Genomic DNA, 16729 nt, shown 5'->3' on the forward strand with positions numbered 1-16729 from the left:
ATCATGTCGTCGATCTTCACGTACAGTGCGGTCAAGAGGGTGTCCAGGTCTTGCGTCACAACATGATCTTGGATGCCCTCTCCTCATGCCCGGACATCGACCCCAGACTTCGGAACTACTCGTCTAGAAGGGGGGCCAGCGTGATCCGGGAGGAGGCGTGGGGTGAATCCGTTTCCCGCCGCGCATCGCCAGCGGCCAGCGCTGGTCGATGACGGTCGCGGTTGCCTTGCAGGCGTGGCAGGCATCGGGCCAATCCGGCATCCACGGGTACGGAGAGGCGGACACGCTGTCGTGCCGTATGCCGCAGAGGGTCATGCCGTACTCTCCGTAGGCAGACGCCTCGTCGTACGCATGGCCCACGTCCTTGGGCAGCTCCGGCGATTCCGCCCGCTCCCAGCGCCCGTTCACGGCCTCGTACTGCGACCGTGAGACCTCTCGCGGGTCATGTCCCAGCTCGGTCCATGCGTAGCACCAGAAGCAGAACCACCGCTCCTTGATCGACGGTTCCGATTCCATCTGCGGCTCCGCTACCGGCTTCCGTCGCATCTCGTGGCCACACACGTCACAGGTCACATTCCGATCCTTCCATGTGTCGGTGGCCGGCAACTCTCACATGCACTACCGAAGCCCGCCGGCACCACCACCGCACACGCCTCGCACTCGCAGCCTGACGGCGCGCCCCGATGACCCGCCGCCACTATCCGCTTGCAGACGCATGCGGTTGATGATCGGATGCCGCCATAATGACGGCCTGCCGCGAGTCCTCGACTTCCTATCAAGCCGCCGACGGCAGGGAACTACCTCTGCTGCTCTTCGAGCCGGGCGACGGGACGCAGCCCCGCACCGGCATCATCGTGTTCCATGGCGGCGCATTGCGCGAGGGGTCGGCCGACGGGCTCGCCCCGCACTGCCAGAAACTGGCGGCGCGCGGAATCTTCGCGGTGTCGGCCGGGTACCGGCTGCTCGGTCATGGCGCTGTCAGCATCGACGACTGCATCACCGATGTTAGGCGAGCGGTCGAACAGTTCGGGCGGCTGGCCGCGCTGCGTGGCCTGAGAGCACCGCATCTGGCCTCGGGTGGCAGTTCGGCTGGGGCTCATCTCGCCCTGGTCGCCGCGATGACCGCCCCGAACGGGCCCGCCTCGGCACCGGAGCCCGGCGTCGCTGCCGTCGTGGCACTCAATCCCGCGGGAGTGGATCTGGGATCGTTCGAACCCGAAGTGCAGCGCCACCTCGAACACCAGGTCGGCATCGCCGCAGGCAGATTGATCGACTACTCGGTGATCCGGTACGTGCAACCAGGAAATCCGCCGATGCTGATCCACCACGGCACCCGCGACGAGATCGAGCCGATCGAAGGTGTGCGGCGGTTCCGAGACGCGATGGTGCGCTCCGGCAACGAGTGCACGCTACACGAGTACGAGCACGCCGAGCACGGCTTCCACTACCCCGGCAAAGGTGCGCACTTCGACGACGTCATCGACGTCACGGCGCGGTTCCTCCTCGGCCGGATCGGAGCGCGGTAAACAGGCAGACATCCACGTCCATCAGCGAAGTCCGACGTCTCGGGGAGAAGTCAAAGATCCGCTTGGTTGGCATAGTTGCCGGTAGCAATGTCCCAGGAGAGGCAGTCCCAGTAGTTGTCCGGGGTCATCGCGGGCGCATCCCACTCCGCGATGACCCACTGCATCTCGTTCTTGGCGTCTTCCCAGCCGTCCGGGTCAGCACCGACGATCGCGGGCGCGAGACCGGCGACCAGGCGTAGCGAGCGGGCATACAGTTCGAGCGACGAGTTCACGAACGTCCGTGTCTGGTTGTCTGCGACGACCTGCACGGCACCCGTGTTCGGATCAAGACAGAATTCGCCGCCCCACTTGTCCGTGCCGTAGCCAAATCGCAGCATGCCATCCCGAGAGTTCAAATCGGGGCCGAGTAGGAACAGGTCATACTCGTCGAGTCGCAGCGACTCCGGCAGGTCGGCCGCGGCCAGTCGTTCCCGCAACTGCGGCGACAGGGACTCCCACCCGTCGAGCTCTTCCACCGAAGACATGGCAGTGAATATATCGAGCGCCGACCCCGTTCCGTCAGCCGCGTCGGCGGGCACGGGCCGCCCAGATGACGTACGCGGGATCGCGGTCGAGGTTGTGCCGGTCTCGGTCGTAGCGGCGGGTCGTGCGAGGGTCCGCGTGTCCCATCGCATCCTGCACGTCCTCCAGGGACACCCCTTCGGCGCGGGCGGTGGTGGCGAACGCGTGCCGCAGCGAGTGCGGCGACAGTCTCGCCCAGGCGTGGATGCCTGCTGCCCGGGCGAGTCGGCGGACCAGCCGGAACACCGCGTTCCGGTCCAGCCGTGCACCGGTCGCGGTGACCAGCAGCGGGCCGGTCAACTCCGGCACGCGCAGGCCCTGGTCGGCGGCCCGAGCGGCCAGGTAGGCGTCCACGGCGTACGCGGTGCCGGGGGTGAGGGCGCGGCGACGGACCTTGCCGCCCTTGCCGACGAAGCGGATGCTGCGATGCCCACGCTCGGTACCTAGGTCGGTCAGGTTCAGCGAGATCAACTCGCCGACCCGCAACCCCAGATCGGCCAGCAGGACGATGGCGGCCCGATTCCGGATAGCGGTCTGTCCGGTGTCGGCATCGGCCGCGGCCAGCAGCGCATCGACCTCGTCGGCGGTCAACCCGATGGTGGCGGAGTGGTCACGGTCGACCCGCGGGCGGTCGGCGCCGGCCACCGGATTGGCCTCGACGGCGTGCAGCTTGACCAGGAACCCGTACCAACTGGACACGGCGGAGAGGCGGCGGGCGACGGTGGCCGGGGTGAGCGGGCGGCCACTGCGGACCCCCAGCGTCGCCTCCAACTGACGGGCGTACGCGTTGACGTCGAGGAACGTTGCCGACAGCGGGTCGAGGCCCCGGCTCTCGCACCAGCTCAGCCAGCCGGCGACGTCCCGCCGGTACGCGTCGCGGGTGTGCTCGGACAGCCGCCGGTTGTCCAGCCAGGCTTCGGTGAAGTCGGCGGGTCCGGCGGCTGTCAGCACGGGGCTGCTCGACCTGCGGGGCACGACTTCGGAAGACAGCATGTGAAGAAGGTTCCCAGTTGGTACGCGGATCCGTGCCGAGGCGCGCCCGGCAGAACACCATCGTCGGATGACCGCCGGCCGGGTCAGAGTAACGGGGTAGTCCTCCGCCGACCACGAAAAGTATCGGAAGTGCGGGCTATCCTCCCGGCGTGCTCTCCCAGATCAGAGGCCTGTCCCGCCACTTCACCGAGGAAACGCTCCGGACGTACCTGTTGGACCGCTCGGCCCGCACGGAAGACGGCTGCCTCGTCGTACGCGGCTACGGCAGCCAGCGAGGCGTGTACCAGAAGGTCGCAGGTCGGGCATGGGCCCACATCGCCGCGTACGTCGCCTTCGTCGGCGACTACGATCCTGAGTTGGAGGTCGACCACGTCTGCGGTGTGCCGGACTGTATCGAGCCGACCCACCTGCGTCAGGTCAGCCACGCCGAGAACTGTCGTGGTCGCAAGCAGCAGCCTCGGTGCCGCAACGGACACGACCGCGAGATCGATACCCGTACCGGCCGCTACCGCAAGGTCTGCCGACGCTGCAACGGCGACGCGCAGAAGCGGTGGCGCGAGCGGCAGGCACGCCAGGTTGCCGAGGGCCGCGCCAGCTACGGCCGGGCAACGGACTGATCCCGGCCACAAATCTGGGGGTTCGGCGTCCGGTCGGGCGACGGGTGTCGTGCTCGTTCAGATCGAGTGGCGGCCAGTCCCACACCGCTGGTGCCACCGGCGATCAGGACGATCTTGTCGATGAATTGGTTCACCGCAGTTTTCCGGACAGCCAGTCGGCGGTCGCGGGCAGCCAGTCGGGCTGGGCGTTGCCGAGCAGGTGGTCGCCGTGCGGGACGAGCAGGTATTCGCCGTGCGGCGCCGTACGGGCCAGCGGTTCGCCGTTGGTCACGCCGGGGATGACGTCCTGGCCACCGTCCACGACCAGGAGCGGGACGGCGATGCGTGGCGCCAGCGTGGACAGGTCGACCTGGCGGGCGAAGTCGCGGGCCGCCCGGGACCCGCCGGCGCGCCGGGTGAGGAGGTCCTGCACGAAGGGCGGTAGGTCATCCCAGTCCAGGCGGAAGGGGCCGCTGACGGTGGCGGCGGCCGCGACGCGGGTTTCGCGGGCGGCCGTCTCGGCGACGTAGTAGCCGCCCAGGCTGAGCCCGATGAGCCCGACGCGGTCGACGCCGAGCGCGTCGATGACCCGTCCGATCACGTCGTGGTAGTCGGGCCGGACGGTCGAGGTGGACGCGAGTGTGCCCTGCCCGGGGCCGTCCATCGCGAACACCGCCACGCCCCTGCGCAGTAAGGCCGAGGTGACGGTCTGGAACTCCTCCTTGCCCGAGTCCAGGCCTGGCACGACGATGACGGCGACCGGCGGGTCGGCGGAGCCGCGCAGCCAGCCGGTGAAGCAGTCTCCCTCGATCCGCCGGGCGTGCGGTTCCAAGAGCGCCAGGGCGCGGCCCATGGCGGCGTCGGCGTCGGCTGCGGCCTGCGGATGCTCGGCACGCGGCGCCAGGGTGGCAAAGTGGAACCAGCGCGCCGCCGCCTGGTAGTGCTCGCCTGCCGAAACGGGCGAGGCTGCCTGTTCCGCCCGTGCGAGGTGCTGCCGTGCGGCGCGGATGAAGGCTTCACCCCACCTGTCCAGGGACGTCGGTTCGCTGGTGACGCGCTGGTACTCGTGCGGGTCCAGTCCGGCCCCCGTGGCTCGTGTCAGATTGGCGGCGGCGAATTCCGCGGCGCTCATCGCGCTGTCCCCGTCGTGAGGACCGCCTTGCCGCGAATGCGCCGTTCCCGCAGGTCAACCAAGACCTCGGCAGCCTGGCTCCAGTCCGCCACGCGGCCGATCTCGGGATGCAGCCGCCCGCTAGCGACCAGGCGCACCAACGTGGCCAGGTCGTGGCCGTACGGCGCGCCGACATAGTGGAAATGCCGAATCACCGCCGCTTCCGGACCGGCAAAGAAATCGAAGAAGTCGAGCGTAACCGGGGTACGGCTGGCCTGACCGAACCAGATCAGCGTCCCTCCCGCAGCCAGCTTGGCCAGCGCGACCGGCAGATCGGCGCCGCCGGTGGACTCCAGCACCACATCGAACGGCCCTCGCGCGTCGGCCACATCGTGCACGATCGTTGCCGCACCCAGCCCGCGCAACCGCTCACCACGCGCTGGCGTGGCGGTCACCGCGGTGAGTTCCGCGCCCGCGGCGGCGGCCAGTTCGGTCAGGTAGTGACCCACCCCGCCCGAGGCGCCGGTCAGCAGTACCCGCTGGCCCGTCACGGCACCGGCCGTACGCAGCAACCGAAGCGCGGTGATCCCGGCTAGCGGCAGGGCGGCGGCCTGGACGGCGCTGATCTCGTCGGGCAGTACGGCAAGCGAGTGGGTCGGCACGGCCACGTACTCGGCCCAGCCACCCATCGCCGGGTGGCCGACCACCCGGGTGCCGATCGACGGGCCGGAGCCGTCGGCGGCCGCCTGAACCACCAGGCCCGCGACGTCCTTGCCGGGAATCAGGCCTGGACGCGGCTCTTCCAGCAGGAACGTCTCACCGCGGTTCGGGGCGAACGCCTGGACTCTGATCAATGCCTCGTCCGCCGCCGGAACGGGCTGGGCGTCCCGGGAGAACTCAGCCGGGCGTGCCGGGTCTCCGGTTGGGATCAATCTCTGCATGCCGGTCATGAAACCGGCGATGGTGCCGCGCCAGCCAACAACGCACCAGATCAGGCGACAACCATCGGTTGTCACCTAAGGTGAGAGCGTGGATCTTGACCTGGCACAGGTTCGCGCGTTCGTGCTGGCGGCCGAGGAGCTGCACTTCGGCCAAGCGGCCGAGAAGCTGTCGATCTCGCAGCAGGCCCTGTCCAAACGAATCGCGCGCCTGGAATCCAGGCTCGGCATGCAGCTGTTCGACCGCGGCGGTCAAGGCGTGCGGCTCACCGAAGCCGGCCACCGCTTTCTGGAACCGGCCGGGCAGGCGCTGGCCGCCGCGGACCTGGCCGTGGCCGCGGTACTGGATGTGCACCGGCCGCTGCGGATCGACGTGTGGGGACATCTGTACGCACCGATGCGCACGGTGGCGCAGGCGGCGGCGCGGACCAGTGAACTACGCCTGGAGCTGGGACACGGGCGCGACCTGCCGTCGGCGGCGGCCGCGCTGCTGCACGCCGACATCGACGCCGCCTTCGGTCGCGTCCACCCGCCGCTGCCCGCCGGGCTGACGCATCGGCTGGTACGTCTGGAGCCGGTGGACGCGATCCTCAGCGCTGACCATCCGCTGGCGAGCGAACCCGCGCTCCGGCCCGAGCAGCTGCGTGACAGCGTGCTGTGGACTCCCGGAGCGCTGGACCGGCTTGACTTCCTGCACCGCTTTGCGGAGCGTTTCGGTGTCCGCGACCACGCTGAGGGCGCCAATCTGGGGCTTGACCACTTCCTCGCCGACCTGGCTGCGGACCCGCGTCGCTTCTCGCTGCTGCCGGCCGACGTACCGCTCCCCCAGACCCCGGAGATTCGGCTGGTCCCGCTGGTGGAACCGACACCCCTGTACGCCTGGTCGCTGCTGTGGCGCGGCCGCGGGCATCCACTGATGGGCGCCCTGGTGAACGCCTTCGTGGCGGAAGCCGGGCGCAACCGCTGGCTGGAGTACGACCCCAGCCGCGACTGGCTGCCGGAATCCAGCCTTCCAGCTCTGGCGAACCGGTTCGAGGATGAGGGCGGCCGTACCGTCGCCGACAGCCCTCGCGCCGACTAGGCTCGGCGCTTGGGTAGCTGTCCCAGCCCGCCATCCCATGAAACGTGCTCGCAGCAGGTTGGCGCCGTCGGCGCTGGTTGTTTCACAGGCGAACACCTATGAAACAGCATCACATCAGCCCGTTGGGCAGCGGCGGGCGTCAGCCTTCCGGGTGTCCGTCGTACACGCGGATTTTGTACTCGGTGGTCTCCAGCGCCAGGCCGAGCTCACGGATCTGGCGCGTGATTCGGTCCTGCTGGTCGAGCATGATGCGGCGGCGGTCCGGGATGGTGCTCGGGCCCTGCTCGACGAGCAGGGTGTAGCGCTTGAGGTCGGTCATGGTCATGCCGGACAGGCGCATCCGGGTGAGGAAGACGAGGCGGCGCAGGTCGAACGCGGAGTACTCGCGGTACCCGGAGGCGTTGCGAGCGGGCCGCACGAGTCCCTCCTGCTCGTAGTACCGGAGGGTGTGCGTCGACAGGCCGACGAGCCGGGCGGCCTCGGCGACACTCTTGGGCATCGCCGAGGCCTCGATCGTGGCGTCGTCGAGCAGCTCGTGCAGCGCATCGATCGCCGACGAGGATGGCCCGTCGCTGGCAGCGAGGATGCGTTCGATCAGCGCTTGGGTGGCCATGGCCCACAGCGTACGGCGGTCAGAACGCACGCACCGCGGGCAGCATGCCTGGGAAGTCTGCCGACTCGCTCACAGACGCCCATTTCTCGACGTCGTCGAGCGCACCGCGATAGACGCGGGTGAGATGCCGAACCGCCTCGGCACCGAGCGGGAGCCGGAGCGGCGCGTCGGGGGTGTCGAGCATGTCGCGGATCACCCGGGCGGCGCGTACCGGGTCGCCCTCCTGGATGCCGTCGGCCTCGGCCATGTTCGCGCGCACGGCACCGATGGCCTCGTCGTAGATCGAGCTCTGCTGCGCTGTGTTGAGCACGTCGGCCGCGTTGAACGCGGTGCGGAAGCGACTGGGCTCGACGATGAGGACGCGGATGCCGAACGGTGCGACCTCGCCCGCGAGCGCCTCCGACCAGCCCTCGAGCGCGAACTTGCCGGCTGAGTAGCTGCCGACGGCCGGGAACGACATCCGCCCGCCCTGGCTGCTCATCTGCACGATCGCACCCGAGCGACGCTTCCGCAGGTGGGGCAGCACCGCACGCACATAGGCGGCAGGGCCGAACAGGTGCTGCTCGAGCATGGCCCGCAGCGCGGCATCCGTGATCTCTTCGGCGGCGCCGACCTGTCCGGCGCCGGCATTGTTGACGAGCATGTCGACGCGCCCGAACACCTCCAGCGCCCGCCGCACGACCGCGGCCGCTCCCGCCGTGTCGCGCACATCGTGCTCGATGGCGAGGAGCCGATCCCCGTACCGCGCCTTGAGCCCGTCGAACCGGTCGGCCCGTCGCGCGGTCCCGATCACGTGCTCGCCGGCCGCGAGTGCCGCCTCGGCGAGTGCCAGGCCGAGACCCGAACTCGCGCCCGTGATGATCCATGTCTTCGTCTCGTTCGTCGTGGTCACGGCCCCGACGCTAAGGCTTCGAGCGCGCTTGAAAGCAAGCCGCGCTCAGCCTCGGGGGGCGACGAGCGGCCCGACCCGCTTGATCCACCGCCCGACGATCTCGGTCTTGGCACGGTTGCACGCCGGGGAGCGCGCCGATGGTCGCCTTCGACCGGTTCCGCGACGACCCGGACGCCCGGGCCACCCACAGCGAATCGCAGCGAGCGGCCGGATTACACCAGCGTGATCCCTTACGGTAAAGAACTGTCATTATGATGTACTCGCTCCGAGCCGCTTCCACGTGCTTCCGACGCCTCGTGGAGCTAGATTATCGAATTATCGGTAATAGCAATCCAGTAAATGTGCCGTTGCCTGCCCCTTGACGGGGTGTCGGTAGACCTCCGATCCCCGTAGCGGCGAGCGTCGCATCGGTGATCATCGGCTGCTCCTGCATGACTCATCTCGTGACGGTGGCACGGAGCGTTTTGCCCCAAGACCATCGGCAGATCAGCGTCCCGGTGCCGGGGCCGGTCGAGGTCGGTCTGACGACGTCTCGGCCGGGGCGAGCCACCAGCGGCGTGATGCCAGCGCGGCCAGGCCGGCGCCGGCGGTGTTGAGCAGTACGTCGTCCACCGAGGACACCCGGTCCAGCCGCAGGACGTACTGCGCGACCTCGACCAGGACCGAGCAGCCCGCCGCCAGGGCCAGGATCCGCGGTACCGAGGCCAGCGCCGCGAACCGCAGCGGGGCGAGGAACCCCAGCGCCGCGAACACCAGCAGGTTGCCGACGACCTGACCCGTCGCCGTCACCGGACCCCCGTCGGCGAGGATCGTGAACAGATCCCGCAGCGGTACCAGACTCACCCGACCGGGGACGGCGCCGGCCCGCTCACCCGGCAACATGATCATCCAAATCCACGGCACCGTCCCGTAGACGATGCCGACCTCGGCCAACGACATCCGCCACGCCCACCCCGGCCTGGTACCGGTGACAATCCGACGGCGTGCCAATGCCCACACCATCAGCGCGGCCAACGGCAGTACGGCCACCGTGAGAAGTACGACGCCAGTGAACGTACCGACCCAGCCGTGCCACCCCTGGAGCATGCCACCTCCACTTCTCTCCTACCGTGAAGTCCACTCGGGCCGCCCTTGCCCGGCGGCTGGTCCAGCCGACCGCTGCCGGAGCGTGATCGGGTAGTCGAGGCCCCGCCGCGCCCTGCGCGCGAGCGGCCGGCGTTGCTGCTCGGCGCGGAGGGTACGGGCCTGTCCGCGTCACGATTCCCAGGCCCAATGGGGTGGACTCGTTGAACGTGACCGCCGCGGCGCCCCTGGCGTTTCTGGTAACTGTGCCGCGACCCCGGGCCTGAACCGCGCCGCTTACGGCGGTGGACGGATCCGCGCCTGTTGCGTGGTGGTTGTTCCGCCACCACCGCAAGCTCGGCGCGGGTATGCGTCAGGGGCAGGCGGGCGCGGCGAAGTCCGCCCGGACGCCGACGGTGAACTGGCAGCCGAAGTCGTCGCGGGCCACCACGCGCCGGTCGAGGATGGCGTCCCCGGCTGGACGGTGCCCGGTGCGGACCCAGCTCACCAGGTCGTCGAAGGCCCGGGCCAGCTCAGCGCCGGTGAAGTCGCAGTGCCCGGTGGCCCGGATCGCGCGCGACACGAACAGCCGCGACTGTCCGTGCCCGCCGGCGCGGGTCGCATAGACCTGCTCCATCGAGAACGGCACGAACAGGTCGCCGATGTTGTGCAGCGACAGCACCGGAATGCGTGGATCGCCGTGCACGCGCGGCACGCCGGTGAGGTCCGGGCTCGGCTCGGCCGTGCGGTCGACCCGAAGCGCCGTCAGGTTCAGTTTGATCTCGTCCGAGCTCGGCAGCCAGTGATCGTCCAGGTTGTACCAGGTGGACCGGTTGGACGTGAGGTTGCCGTCCGTGCCGCCGTCGAGGCCGGGGTAGACCCCGAACAGGAACGGCATGTCGGTGTTCGGCGTCAGCCCGCTGAGCGCGCTCCAGAACGCGAACGAACTGTCGAAGCCCGGCCGCTCCCCGCCGGAGCGCCGCTCGACCGCGTCCGACCACTGCCGCCCGGCGTGGGTCAGGGTCGGTGGTTGCCCGACACCGACGCCGAGCGCCGCCGTGATGTCGTCCACCGTCTCGCGGAAGGTGGTCGAGAAGTCCGTCGGCGGTTCCAGGGGGAACTGCAGAGGAACGCGGGACAGCGCGGCCGCGGTCACCGTCGCGTCGAGGAAGTAGTCGAACAGCTCGGCGTCGCCGAGGGCGCCGCAGTACGGCATGGCGCCGACGAACGAGCCGCGGAACCGCTCGATCGCCGCCGCCGTGATGTGGCCGCCCATCGATCCACCGGTCAGGTAGACCGCGCGGGCCGCCGTGCCGTGGACGCGGGCGAACTGGGCGATCAGCGCATGCGAGTCGCGTACGCCCTGCCCGACGTCGTACCCGTTGGTCTGATAGCTGGACGCGGCCCAGGCGAAGCCCCGGGCCACGTAGTGGGCCCGCAGGGTGGGGCTCTCGACCCGCACGGTGGTTCCTGCGCCGCGGTAGCCGTGCGCGAACACGACGAGTTCGCCGTTCCAGGCCAGCGGCACCTCCATGCGGAAGGCGGCGCCGTTCTCGATGGCGGTGTAGGTCTTGCTGACGGGATTGCCGCCAGCGTCGGTGAGCGGCTGGAACGGGGTGCCGTTGGGGTCGCAGTTCGGATCGGCGACTGTGTAGCCGGGCTTGGTGGTGCTCGGCACCGGCGTGGGGCAGGCGACGGGCGCGGCCTGGGCGGCGTGGCTGGGCGTGACGAGCGCCGCAGTTAAGGGCAGGGCCACGGCGAACCAGCGGGCGGCTGATCCGATCTTCATGATCACGGTCCTTTCCCGATCGAACTAAACGGACCGTTGCAGGTCTACCGCCGACCGTCTATCGGCAACCGATCGCCGACCCATACGCCACCCATATGTCGCGCTGGGGATACTGGGCGGATGCGGGTGCTGCTGGTCGAGGACGAACAGCCGCTGGCCACGTACATCGCCGCCGGGTTACACAAGCACGGCTGCGCCGTGGACGTGGCGCACGACGGCCAGCAGGCGCTGGACAAATGCGACATCACCCCGTACGACGTGGTGATCCTGGACCGGGACCTTCCGGTGGTGCACGGCGACACCGTGTGCCGGCTGTTGGCGCAGCGCGGCGCAGCCCGGGTGCTGATGCTCACCGCGTCCGGTGCCGTGTCCGACCGGGTGGACGGGCTGGCCCTGGGCGCCGACGACTACCTGGGCAAGCCGTTCGCGTTCGTCGAGCTGGTCGCCCGGGTGCGTGCGTTGGCCCGGCGCAGCACGCCGGCCCGCCCTCCGGTACTGGGCGCGCGGGATATCGAACTCGATCCGTCGCGGCGGACCGTCGAACGGAATGGTCGGCTGCTGTCGCTGACCCCGAAGGAGTTCGGGGTGCTGGAACGGCTGCTCGCCGCCGACGGCGCCGTGGTGAGCGCGGAAACGCTGCTGGACAAGGTGTGGGACGAGCACGCCGACCCGTTCACCAACGCGGTGCGGATCACCGTCAGCAGCCTGCGCCGCAAGCTCGGCGATCCACCACTGATCGAAACCGTGACCGGCGCCGGATACCGGATCACTCCATGATCCGGCGGCTGACCGCCCGCAGCCGTCTCGCGCTGCTGTACACCGGCCTCGTACTGGCCGCCGGGTTCCTGCTCACGGCGCTGACGTACCTGCTGCTGTTTCACAGCCTGCGGCTGCATATCGACGAGGCGATGTCCAAGCTGCTGACCCAGGCCGCACCGGCGCTGCTGGTCGTGACCGCGCTGGCCGGGCTGACCGGCTGGGTGGTGGCCGGGCGGATACTGCGCCCCATCCGCACGATCTCCGGTACCGCGAACCGGCTATCCGCGGAGAACCTGTCCGAACGGATACCCGTCCGCCAGCCCGCCGACGAACTCGCCACGCTGGCCGCCACCATCAACGGCATGCTCGACCGCATCCAGCACGGCATCGCCGAACGCGACCGCGTCCTCAACAGCCAGCGCCTGTTCGTCGCCAACGCCGCGCACGAACTACGCACTCCACTCACCACCATGCGCACCGCCATCGACGTCACCCTCGACGGCGAACCCGACCGGGCCGAACTCGTCGCCATGGCCGGCGACATCGCCACCGCCGTCGAAACCAGCCAGCGCACCCTGAACGGGCTGCTGGTCCTGGCCCGCAGCCAGGCCGGCCCGCCCCGTCGGACGCCCGTGGACCTGGCCGCGGTCGCCGCCGCGACCGTTGCCGACGCCGCCGACCTCGCGGCGAACGGGGCCGTCACCCTGCGGGCCGACCTGCGACCGGCGCCGGCCAACGGCGAGCCGGTGCTGCTGGAACGAATGGCCGGCAACCTGCTGGAGAACGCGCTGCGCTACAACCACGCTGACGGACACGTCACGGTGACCTCCGGCACCGCGAACGGGCACGCGTTCCTCCGGGTCGTCAACACCGGCCTGCCGGTCACACCGGACGAGGAACGGCGGCTGTTCGAGCCGTTCGTCCGGGGCGCCGCCAACGGCACCCGCGGGGCCGGGCTCGGCCTGTCCATCGTGCGCGCGATCGTCACCGCGCACCACGGAGAGATCTCCAGCACCGCCCGGCCGACCGGCGGCATGGACATCGCCGTACACCTGCCGCAGGCCCTGGAGGCCCCCACTTCCGGGTGATGCCTCGGCGCTGCATGTCGACGACGGGCGGCTCCCTTCGGTATCCAAACACGTCGGTGCCCTGCATCCGGCTGCGCCAGGCTGCGGCCACTCCCGGCGACGGGATCAGCCGCGCCCGGCAATGCGGTGCCGAGAGCACGTTCGTGTGCCCAGCGGGATACACCCGAGCTTGCCGGTGACGGCGACTCGGGTCTGTCCGGCGGCAAGAGGTCTCCGGGCTGATGGTCTTCCTCGTCGATGAACCATCTACCGGAGACCCCGCTATCTACCGGTCACCAACACGCCCTCACAGCCACCCGACCTGCACTGACAGGGCCGGCACTTCTGCCAGTTCTGAGGACTACCGGCGGACGCAGATCGCGCACCGATTAGTTTTCCGCGCCGCGCCCGTCTGTACGTGGGAGATCAACTCACAGGAGGCTGGCACGATGCGGAAACTGATCTTTGGCATGAACGTGACCCTGGACGGCTACATCGCCGCGCCCGGCGACGACCTCGGCTGGAGTGAGGGTGAGGGACCGGACTCGTCGCCGAGCGATGAGTTGTTCCAGTGGTGGTCCGACCGGGTGGCGGCGACGGGCCTGGCGCTGTACGGGCGCAAGCTGTGGGAGACGATGAGCTCCCACTGGCCGACCGGCGACCAGCGGCCCAACGCCACCCGGGCGGAGATCGAGTTCGCCCGCCGCTGGCGGGACATGCCGAAGCTGGTGTTCTCCTCGACGATCGACAAGGTCGACTGGAACACGCGCCTGGTCACCGGCGACGCGGTCGCCGAGATCACCCGGCTCAAGGCCGAGGACGGCGGCCCGATGGACATCGGCGGCGCCACGCTCGCCGGGGCGGCCATGCGAGCCGGGCTGATCGACGAGTACGTGCTGGTCACCCACCCGGTCCTGGTGGGCGGCGGCACGCCGTTCTTCACGGCCCTGGACAGCTGGGTGAACCTGAACCTGGTGGAGACGCGGATGTTTCCCGGCGGGATGGTGCTGACCCGATACGAGACGAGGCGATGAGCACGGGCCAGATGCTCGGCTCGTGAGGCCAGGTCGAAATCCTTCCTGGCGTGCTCACCGTGACCCTCGGCTATGAGGCCCTGCGCTTGGGTAGCTGACCCGAGGGGCAGAGTCAGTGCAGAGTTCCTTGCTGAGACTCCGAGGGCTGCGAGCTGAAGACCGCGTCGGTTGCCGACTTCTACGTATCCAGGTTGACGAGCAGCACGCGGAGCGGCGTGGCCTGCTCTCATGTAGCGATTGCGGCCGTGCCGTAGCTTCCAGGGAGGAAGCAACGATTAGTCATGGAGACCGGGATGCTGAGAGAGGCCGTCGTGCTCGACATGCCGCCCGGCCGGGTCGCATGTGCGATGGAAGGTCACGAGTGCCTGAAGTGGGACGGAATCGATAGGCGGCATGCCGAGGTCGTCCTGGCCCGAGGCCGTGGACGAGCGAAGGCATGGTGTGCATGACCACGGACGACCCCGCCCTCATCGCGTTCCGGGCTGAAGCCGAGGTCTTCATCGGCGCTCTCGACGAACTGGCTCCCTCGGCATGGGAACGGGCCACCCGCTGCGCTCCCTGGCGGGTCCGCGACGTGGTGGGTCACGTCATCACCGTGCTGGCCCGCGTACCCGACATGATCGCCGCGCCGGAGCCGCGCCAGGCGGACACGACTGCCACCGGCTACTACCGTCCCGACCACCGGTTCAGCGACACGGCGAACACCAGCCGGGTCGAAACGGCACGCGGTCGCGCGGCCGGCCTCGACGGCGCCGCGATCGTGCAGGATCTGGCGGAGACGGCAACGACTGTGGTCACAATCTGCCGCCAGCAAGGCGCAGGCAGGATCGTGCAGACCCGGCACGGCGACGCCATGCTGCTGACGGACTTCCTCTCCACCCGCGTGGTCGAGTTGGCCGTCCACGGTCTGGACGTCGCCGATGCGCTGGAGCAGCAGCCATGGCTAACAGCACCGGCCGCGCACCATCTACAGCAGTTGCTCTTCGGCGCTGACTGGCGGCCGGCCGTCAGCACGCTCGGATGGGATCCGGTGACACTACTGCGCAAGACCAGCGGCCGCGCGCCGGTCACGCCGGACGAGGCGGCCGACCTGGCAAGGCTTGGACTACGTGCCCTCGCCCTCGGCTGAGTGGCCAGAGACCGTCCGGCTGGCGGCAAGCAGTACATTCACCCGTGCTTCAAGTATCGGGTGGGCTATCGGAGCAGGGCCAAGGCGAAACCGTCCCATCCTTCGAGCCGACGGTCTGCAACGCGGTGGCGTCCAGCCGCGGTCCGCGCCGACCAGTTCGATGAAGCGGCGCACTCCCTGGACACGTTCGTCGGTGCTGTCGGGATCGGTGACCGCGCCGTCGCGCACGACGTTGTCCGCCACGATTACGCTGCCAGGCCAGGTGAGCTGCAGAGACCCTTCGAGGTAGCGCGGGTTGTTCGGCTTGTCGGCGTCGATGAACACCAGGTCATACGGCTCGACCCTGCGAGCGATCAGGTCAGTGAGACTGTCCGACGCCGCCCCGCCGGCAACGCCGGCGGGGCGGCGGTGTTCGCGTTGTCGAGTTGGTGTTCAGCCGGTCGGGGTCTCATTCCCGGTGACTTCGGTGACGGCGGCCCGCGCGCTCGACTCGTCGACGATGGGGACATGTGTGATCACAGTGTCGGGGGCAGGTCCAACCATGGTGCGTCGGTGGCGTCGAATCCGGTGAGTTCGGCAATCTTTCCGTCGACGATGTGCAGGACCGCGATGGCAAATAGCCGGTACTCCGGGTCGTCGGGGGTGCGGAGGTACAGCGCGGCGGCGGGCATGCGGTTGACGGTCGTGGTGATACAGCGCCAGTCGTCGTGGCCGCGCTGGAAGAGCCCACCGGAGACCCAGCCGTCCACCGCGTCCTTGGCCGTGATGACCGAGGTGCCCGCCTCGGGCAGCATCGCGAAGCGCAGGTCGTCGCGCAGCAGGGACATCAGCCCGTCGAGGTCGTTGCGCTCATGGGCGTCGATATACGACTTCACCACGGCGCGCTCGTCGTTCGACAGCTCGTGGGTGGCGGGGCTCCGCCAGTCGAGGCGGCGGTCCGGCAGCTGCTCGCGCATCGTCACGCGCGCCCGCTGCAGTGCGCTGGTCACCGATGCGACGGTCAGCTCGAGGGCGTCGACGGCCTTCGACGCCGGCCAGCCGAGGACGTCGCGCAGGATGAACACCGCTCGCTGCCGCGGCGGCAGGTGCTGGACGGCGACGATGAACGCCAGCTCGATCGTCTCCCGCGCCACCACCGATTCCTGCGGGTCCTCCGGGAGCATCCGGTCCGGGTAGGGCTGCAGGTACAGCACCTCGGAGCCGACGTCCGCCAGCTCGGACGGTACGGGTGTGCGGTCGTTGCGCTTCTCCAGGAAGTCGAGGCAGGCGTTCGTCGCGATCCGGTACAGCCAGGTCCGCAGGGCCGCGTGGCCCTTGAACGACTCTCGCTTGTTCCACGCTCGCAGGAACGTCTCCTGCGTCATGTCCTGGGCATCCTCGTAATTCGCGAGCATCCGGTAGCAGTGCACCTGCAACTCACGCCGGTGACGCTCCGTGATTTGTGCGAACCGCGCCGTGTCGCCTGAGCGGACCGCCGCGATGAACCTGGCCCCGTCGGCGCCCGGCTGTCTGGCATCGGTCATGGTCACCAATCCTTCCACCGGTGCGAGAAGCTAACAGAACTGACGACGTGGCGGA

At 69.4% G+C, this 16729-nt stretch carries 17 protein-coding genes and 1 pseudogene; 7 read left to right on the forward strand and 11 right to left on the reverse strand.

The features are described 5' to 3' along the window. Nucleotides 1-123: 123 nt before the first annotated feature. On the reverse strand, nucleotides 124-516 hold the full coding sequence (locus I0C86_RS19710) for a hypothetical protein (RefSeq protein ID WP_196202732.1): 393 nt from the start codon (nucleotides 514-516) through the stop codon (nucleotides 124-126). A gap of 227 nt (nucleotides 517-743) precedes the next feature. Between I0C86_RS19710 and I0C86_RS19715 the strand changes: the two genes are divergently transcribed. Then, nucleotides 744-1526: an alpha/beta hydrolase gene (locus I0C86_RS19715; protein ID WP_196202733.1), complete on the forward strand. Its 783-nt coding sequence runs from the start codon at nucleotides 744-746 to the stop codon at nucleotides 1524-1526. 50 nt (nucleotides 1527-1576) lie between these two features. On the opposite strand, the gene I0C86_RS19720 is transcribed toward I0C86_RS19715, so the two are convergent. Together I0C86_RS19720 and I0C86_RS19725 are read right to left on the reverse strand one after the other, a co-directional pair. Continuing rightward, entirely contained in the window at nucleotides 1577-2050 is a 474-nt protein-coding gene (locus I0C86_RS19720) for an SUKH-4 family immunity protein (RefSeq protein WP_196202734.1), read from the reverse strand. Between the two features lie 34 nt (nucleotides 2051-2084). Next, entirely contained in the window at nucleotides 2085-3080 is a 996-nt protein-coding gene (locus I0C86_RS19725; protein ID WP_196202735.1) for a tyrosine-type recombinase/integrase, read from the reverse strand. A 149-nt stretch (nucleotides 3081-3229) separates the two neighbouring features. On the opposite strand from I0C86_RS19725, the gene I0C86_RS19730 reads away from it, so the two are divergent. Continuing rightward, nucleotides 3230-3697, forward strand: a complete 468-nt coding sequence (locus I0C86_RS19730) for an HNH endonuclease signature motif containing protein (protein WP_196202736.1) — start codon at nucleotides 3230-3232, stop codon at nucleotides 3695-3697. Between the two features lie 130 nt (nucleotides 3698-3827). Here I0C86_RS19730 and I0C86_RS19735 read toward each other — a convergent pair whose 3' ends face one another. Beyond that, on the reverse strand, nucleotides 3828-4808 hold the full coding sequence (locus I0C86_RS19735; RefSeq protein WP_196202737.1) for an alpha/beta hydrolase family protein: 981 nt from the start codon (nucleotides 4806-4808) through the stop codon (nucleotides 3828-3830). Then, entirely contained in the window at nucleotides 4805-5728 is a 924-nt protein-coding gene (locus tag I0C86_RS19740) for a zinc-binding dehydrogenase (RefSeq protein ID WP_196202738.1), read from the reverse strand. Before I0C86_RS19740 ends, I0C86_RS19735 begins: the two co-directional genes overlap by 4 nt. Nucleotides 5729-5816: 88 nt before the next feature. Between I0C86_RS19740 and I0C86_RS19745 the strand changes: the two genes are divergently transcribed. Further along, entirely contained in the window at nucleotides 5817-6806 is a 990-nt protein-coding gene (locus I0C86_RS19745) for a LysR family transcriptional regulator (protein ID WP_196202739.1), read from the forward strand. Between the two features lie 139 nt (nucleotides 6807-6945). On the opposite strand, the gene I0C86_RS19750 is transcribed toward I0C86_RS19745, so the two are convergent. From I0C86_RS19750 to I0C86_RS19765, 4 genes are all read right to left on the reverse strand, one after another. Continuing rightward, nucleotides 6946-7419 (reverse strand): MerR family transcriptional regulator, encoded by a 474-nt coding sequence (locus tag I0C86_RS19750; RefSeq protein WP_196202740.1) that lies wholly within the window; start codon nucleotides 7417-7419, stop codon nucleotides 6946-6948. A 19-nt stretch (nucleotides 7420-7438) separates the two neighbouring features. Further along, complete coding sequence (locus I0C86_RS19755) at nucleotides 7439-8311, reverse strand: SDR family NAD(P)-dependent oxidoreductase (protein WP_196202741.1); 873 nt, start codon at nucleotides 8309-8311, stop codon at nucleotides 7439-7441. Nucleotides 8312-8797: 486 nt separating this feature from the next. Then, complete coding sequence (locus I0C86_RS19760; protein ID WP_196202742.1) at nucleotides 8798-9397, reverse strand: VanZ family protein; 600 nt, start codon at nucleotides 9395-9397, stop codon at nucleotides 8798-8800. Between the two features lie 349 nt (nucleotides 9398-9746). Then, nucleotides 9747-11162 carry a phthalyl amidase gene (locus I0C86_RS19765; protein ID WP_196202743.1) on the reverse strand — a complete coding sequence of 472 codons (1416 nt, stop codon included), beginning with the start codon at nucleotides 11160-11162 and terminating at the stop codon, nucleotides 9747-9749. A 120-nt stretch (nucleotides 11163-11282) separates the two neighbouring features. On the opposite strand from I0C86_RS19765, the gene I0C86_RS19770 reads away from it, so the two are divergent. From I0C86_RS19770 to I0C86_RS19785, 4 genes are all read left to right on the forward strand, one after another. After that, nucleotides 11283-11939 (forward strand): response regulator transcription factor, encoded by a 657-nt coding sequence (locus I0C86_RS19770; protein ID WP_196202744.1) that lies wholly within the window; start codon nucleotides 11283-11285, stop codon nucleotides 11937-11939. Further along, complete coding sequence (locus I0C86_RS19775) at nucleotides 11936-13009, forward strand: sensor histidine kinase (RefSeq protein ID WP_196202745.1); 1074 nt, start codon at nucleotides 11936-11938, stop codon at nucleotides 13007-13009. The genes I0C86_RS19770 and I0C86_RS19775 overlap by 4 nt, the downstream gene beginning before the upstream one ends. 428 nt (nucleotides 13010-13437) lie before the next feature. Further along, a complete protein-coding gene (locus I0C86_RS19780; RefSeq protein ID WP_196202746.1) occupies nucleotides 13438-14022 on the forward strand; it encodes a dihydrofolate reductase family protein in 585 nt (194 codons plus the stop codon). A gap of 445 nt (nucleotides 14023-14467) precedes the next feature. Further along, complete coding sequence (locus I0C86_RS19785) at nucleotides 14468-15151, forward strand: maleylpyruvate isomerase N-terminal domain-containing protein (protein WP_196202747.1); 684 nt, start codon at nucleotides 14468-14470, stop codon at nucleotides 15149-15151. Here I0C86_RS19785 and I0C86_RS19790 read toward each other — a convergent pair. Both I0C86_RS19790 and I0C86_RS19795 read right to left on the reverse strand, forming a co-directional pair. Beyond that, a pseudogene (locus I0C86_RS19790) lies at nucleotides 15128-15523 on the reverse strand (O-methyltransferase); the annotation flags it as partial. The gene I0C86_RS19785 and the pseudogene I0C86_RS19790 sit on opposite strands and share 24 nt — an antisense overlap. Before the next feature lie 143 nt (nucleotides 15524-15666). Further along, the gene (locus I0C86_RS19795) at nucleotides 15667-16674 is read right to left on the reverse strand and encodes an RNA polymerase subunit sigma-70 (protein ID WP_196202748.1); all 1008 of its coding nucleotides are present in this window, start codon (nucleotides 16672-16674) and stop codon (nucleotides 15667-15669) included. Nucleotides 16675-16729 lie beyond the last annotated feature (55 nt).

Origin of the sequence: Plantactinospora alkalitolerans (assembly GCF_015690345.1) — a bacterium.
Taxonomy (GTDB): domain Bacteria; phylum Actinomycetota; class Actinomycetes; order Mycobacteriales; family Micromonosporaceae; genus Plantactinospora; species Plantactinospora alkalitolerans.

Excerpts from the sequence above, each read along its gene's own strand:
- I0C86_RS19725 (WP_196202735.1), bottom strand. The coding sequence starts at position 3,080 with ATGCTGTCTTCCGAAGTCGTGCCCCGCAGGTCGAGCAGCCCCGTGCTG.
- I0C86_RS19720 (WP_196202734.1), bottom strand. The coding sequence starts at position 2,050 with ATGTCTTCGGTGGAAGAGCTCGACGGGTGGGAGTCCCTGTCGCCGCAG.
- I0C86_RS19765 (WP_196202743.1), bottom strand. The coding sequence starts at position 11,162 with ATGAAGATCGGATCAGCCGCCCGCTGGTTCGCCGTGGCCCTGCCCTTA.
- I0C86_RS19710 (WP_196202732.1), bottom strand. The coding sequence starts at position 516 with ATGGAATCGGAACCGTCGATCAAGGAGCGGTGGTTCTGCTTCTGGTGC.
- I0C86_RS19770 (WP_196202744.1), top strand. The coding sequence starts at position 11,283 with ATGCGGGTGCTGCTGGTCGAGGACGAACAGCCGCTGGCCACGTACATC.
- I0C86_RS19750 (WP_196202740.1), bottom strand. The coding sequence starts at position 7,419 with ATGGCCACCCAAGCGCTGATCGAACGCATCCTCGCTGCCAGCGACGGG.
- I0C86_RS19795 (WP_196202748.1), bottom strand. The coding sequence starts at position 16,674 with ATGACCGATGCCAGACAGCCGGGCGCCGACGGGGCCAGGTTCATCGCG.
- I0C86_RS19780 (WP_196202746.1), top strand. The coding sequence starts at position 13,438 with ATGCGGAAACTGATCTTTGGCATGAACGTGACCCTGGACGGCTACATC.
- I0C86_RS19740 (WP_196202738.1), bottom strand. The coding sequence starts at position 5,728 with ATGCAGAGATTGATCCCAACCGGAGACCCGGCACGCCCGGCTGAGTTC.
- I0C86_RS19785 (WP_196202747.1), top strand. The coding sequence starts at position 14,468 with ATGACCACGGACGACCCCGCCCTCATCGCGTTCCGGGCTGAAGCCGAG.
- I0C86_RS19760 (WP_196202742.1), bottom strand. The coding sequence starts at position 9,397 with ATGCTCCAGGGGTGGCACGGCTGGGTCGGTACGTTCACTGGCGTCGTA.
- I0C86_RS19715 (WP_196202733.1), top strand. The coding sequence starts at position 744 with ATGACGGCCTGCCGCGAGTCCTCGACTTCCTATCAAGCCGCCGACGGC.
- I0C86_RS19735 (WP_196202737.1), bottom strand. The coding sequence starts at position 4,808 with ATGAGCGCCGCGGAATTCGCCGCCGCCAATCTGACACGAGCCACGGGG.
- I0C86_RS19775 (WP_196202745.1), top strand. The coding sequence starts at position 11,936 with ATGATCCGGCGGCTGACCGCCCGCAGCCGTCTCGCGCTGCTGTACACC.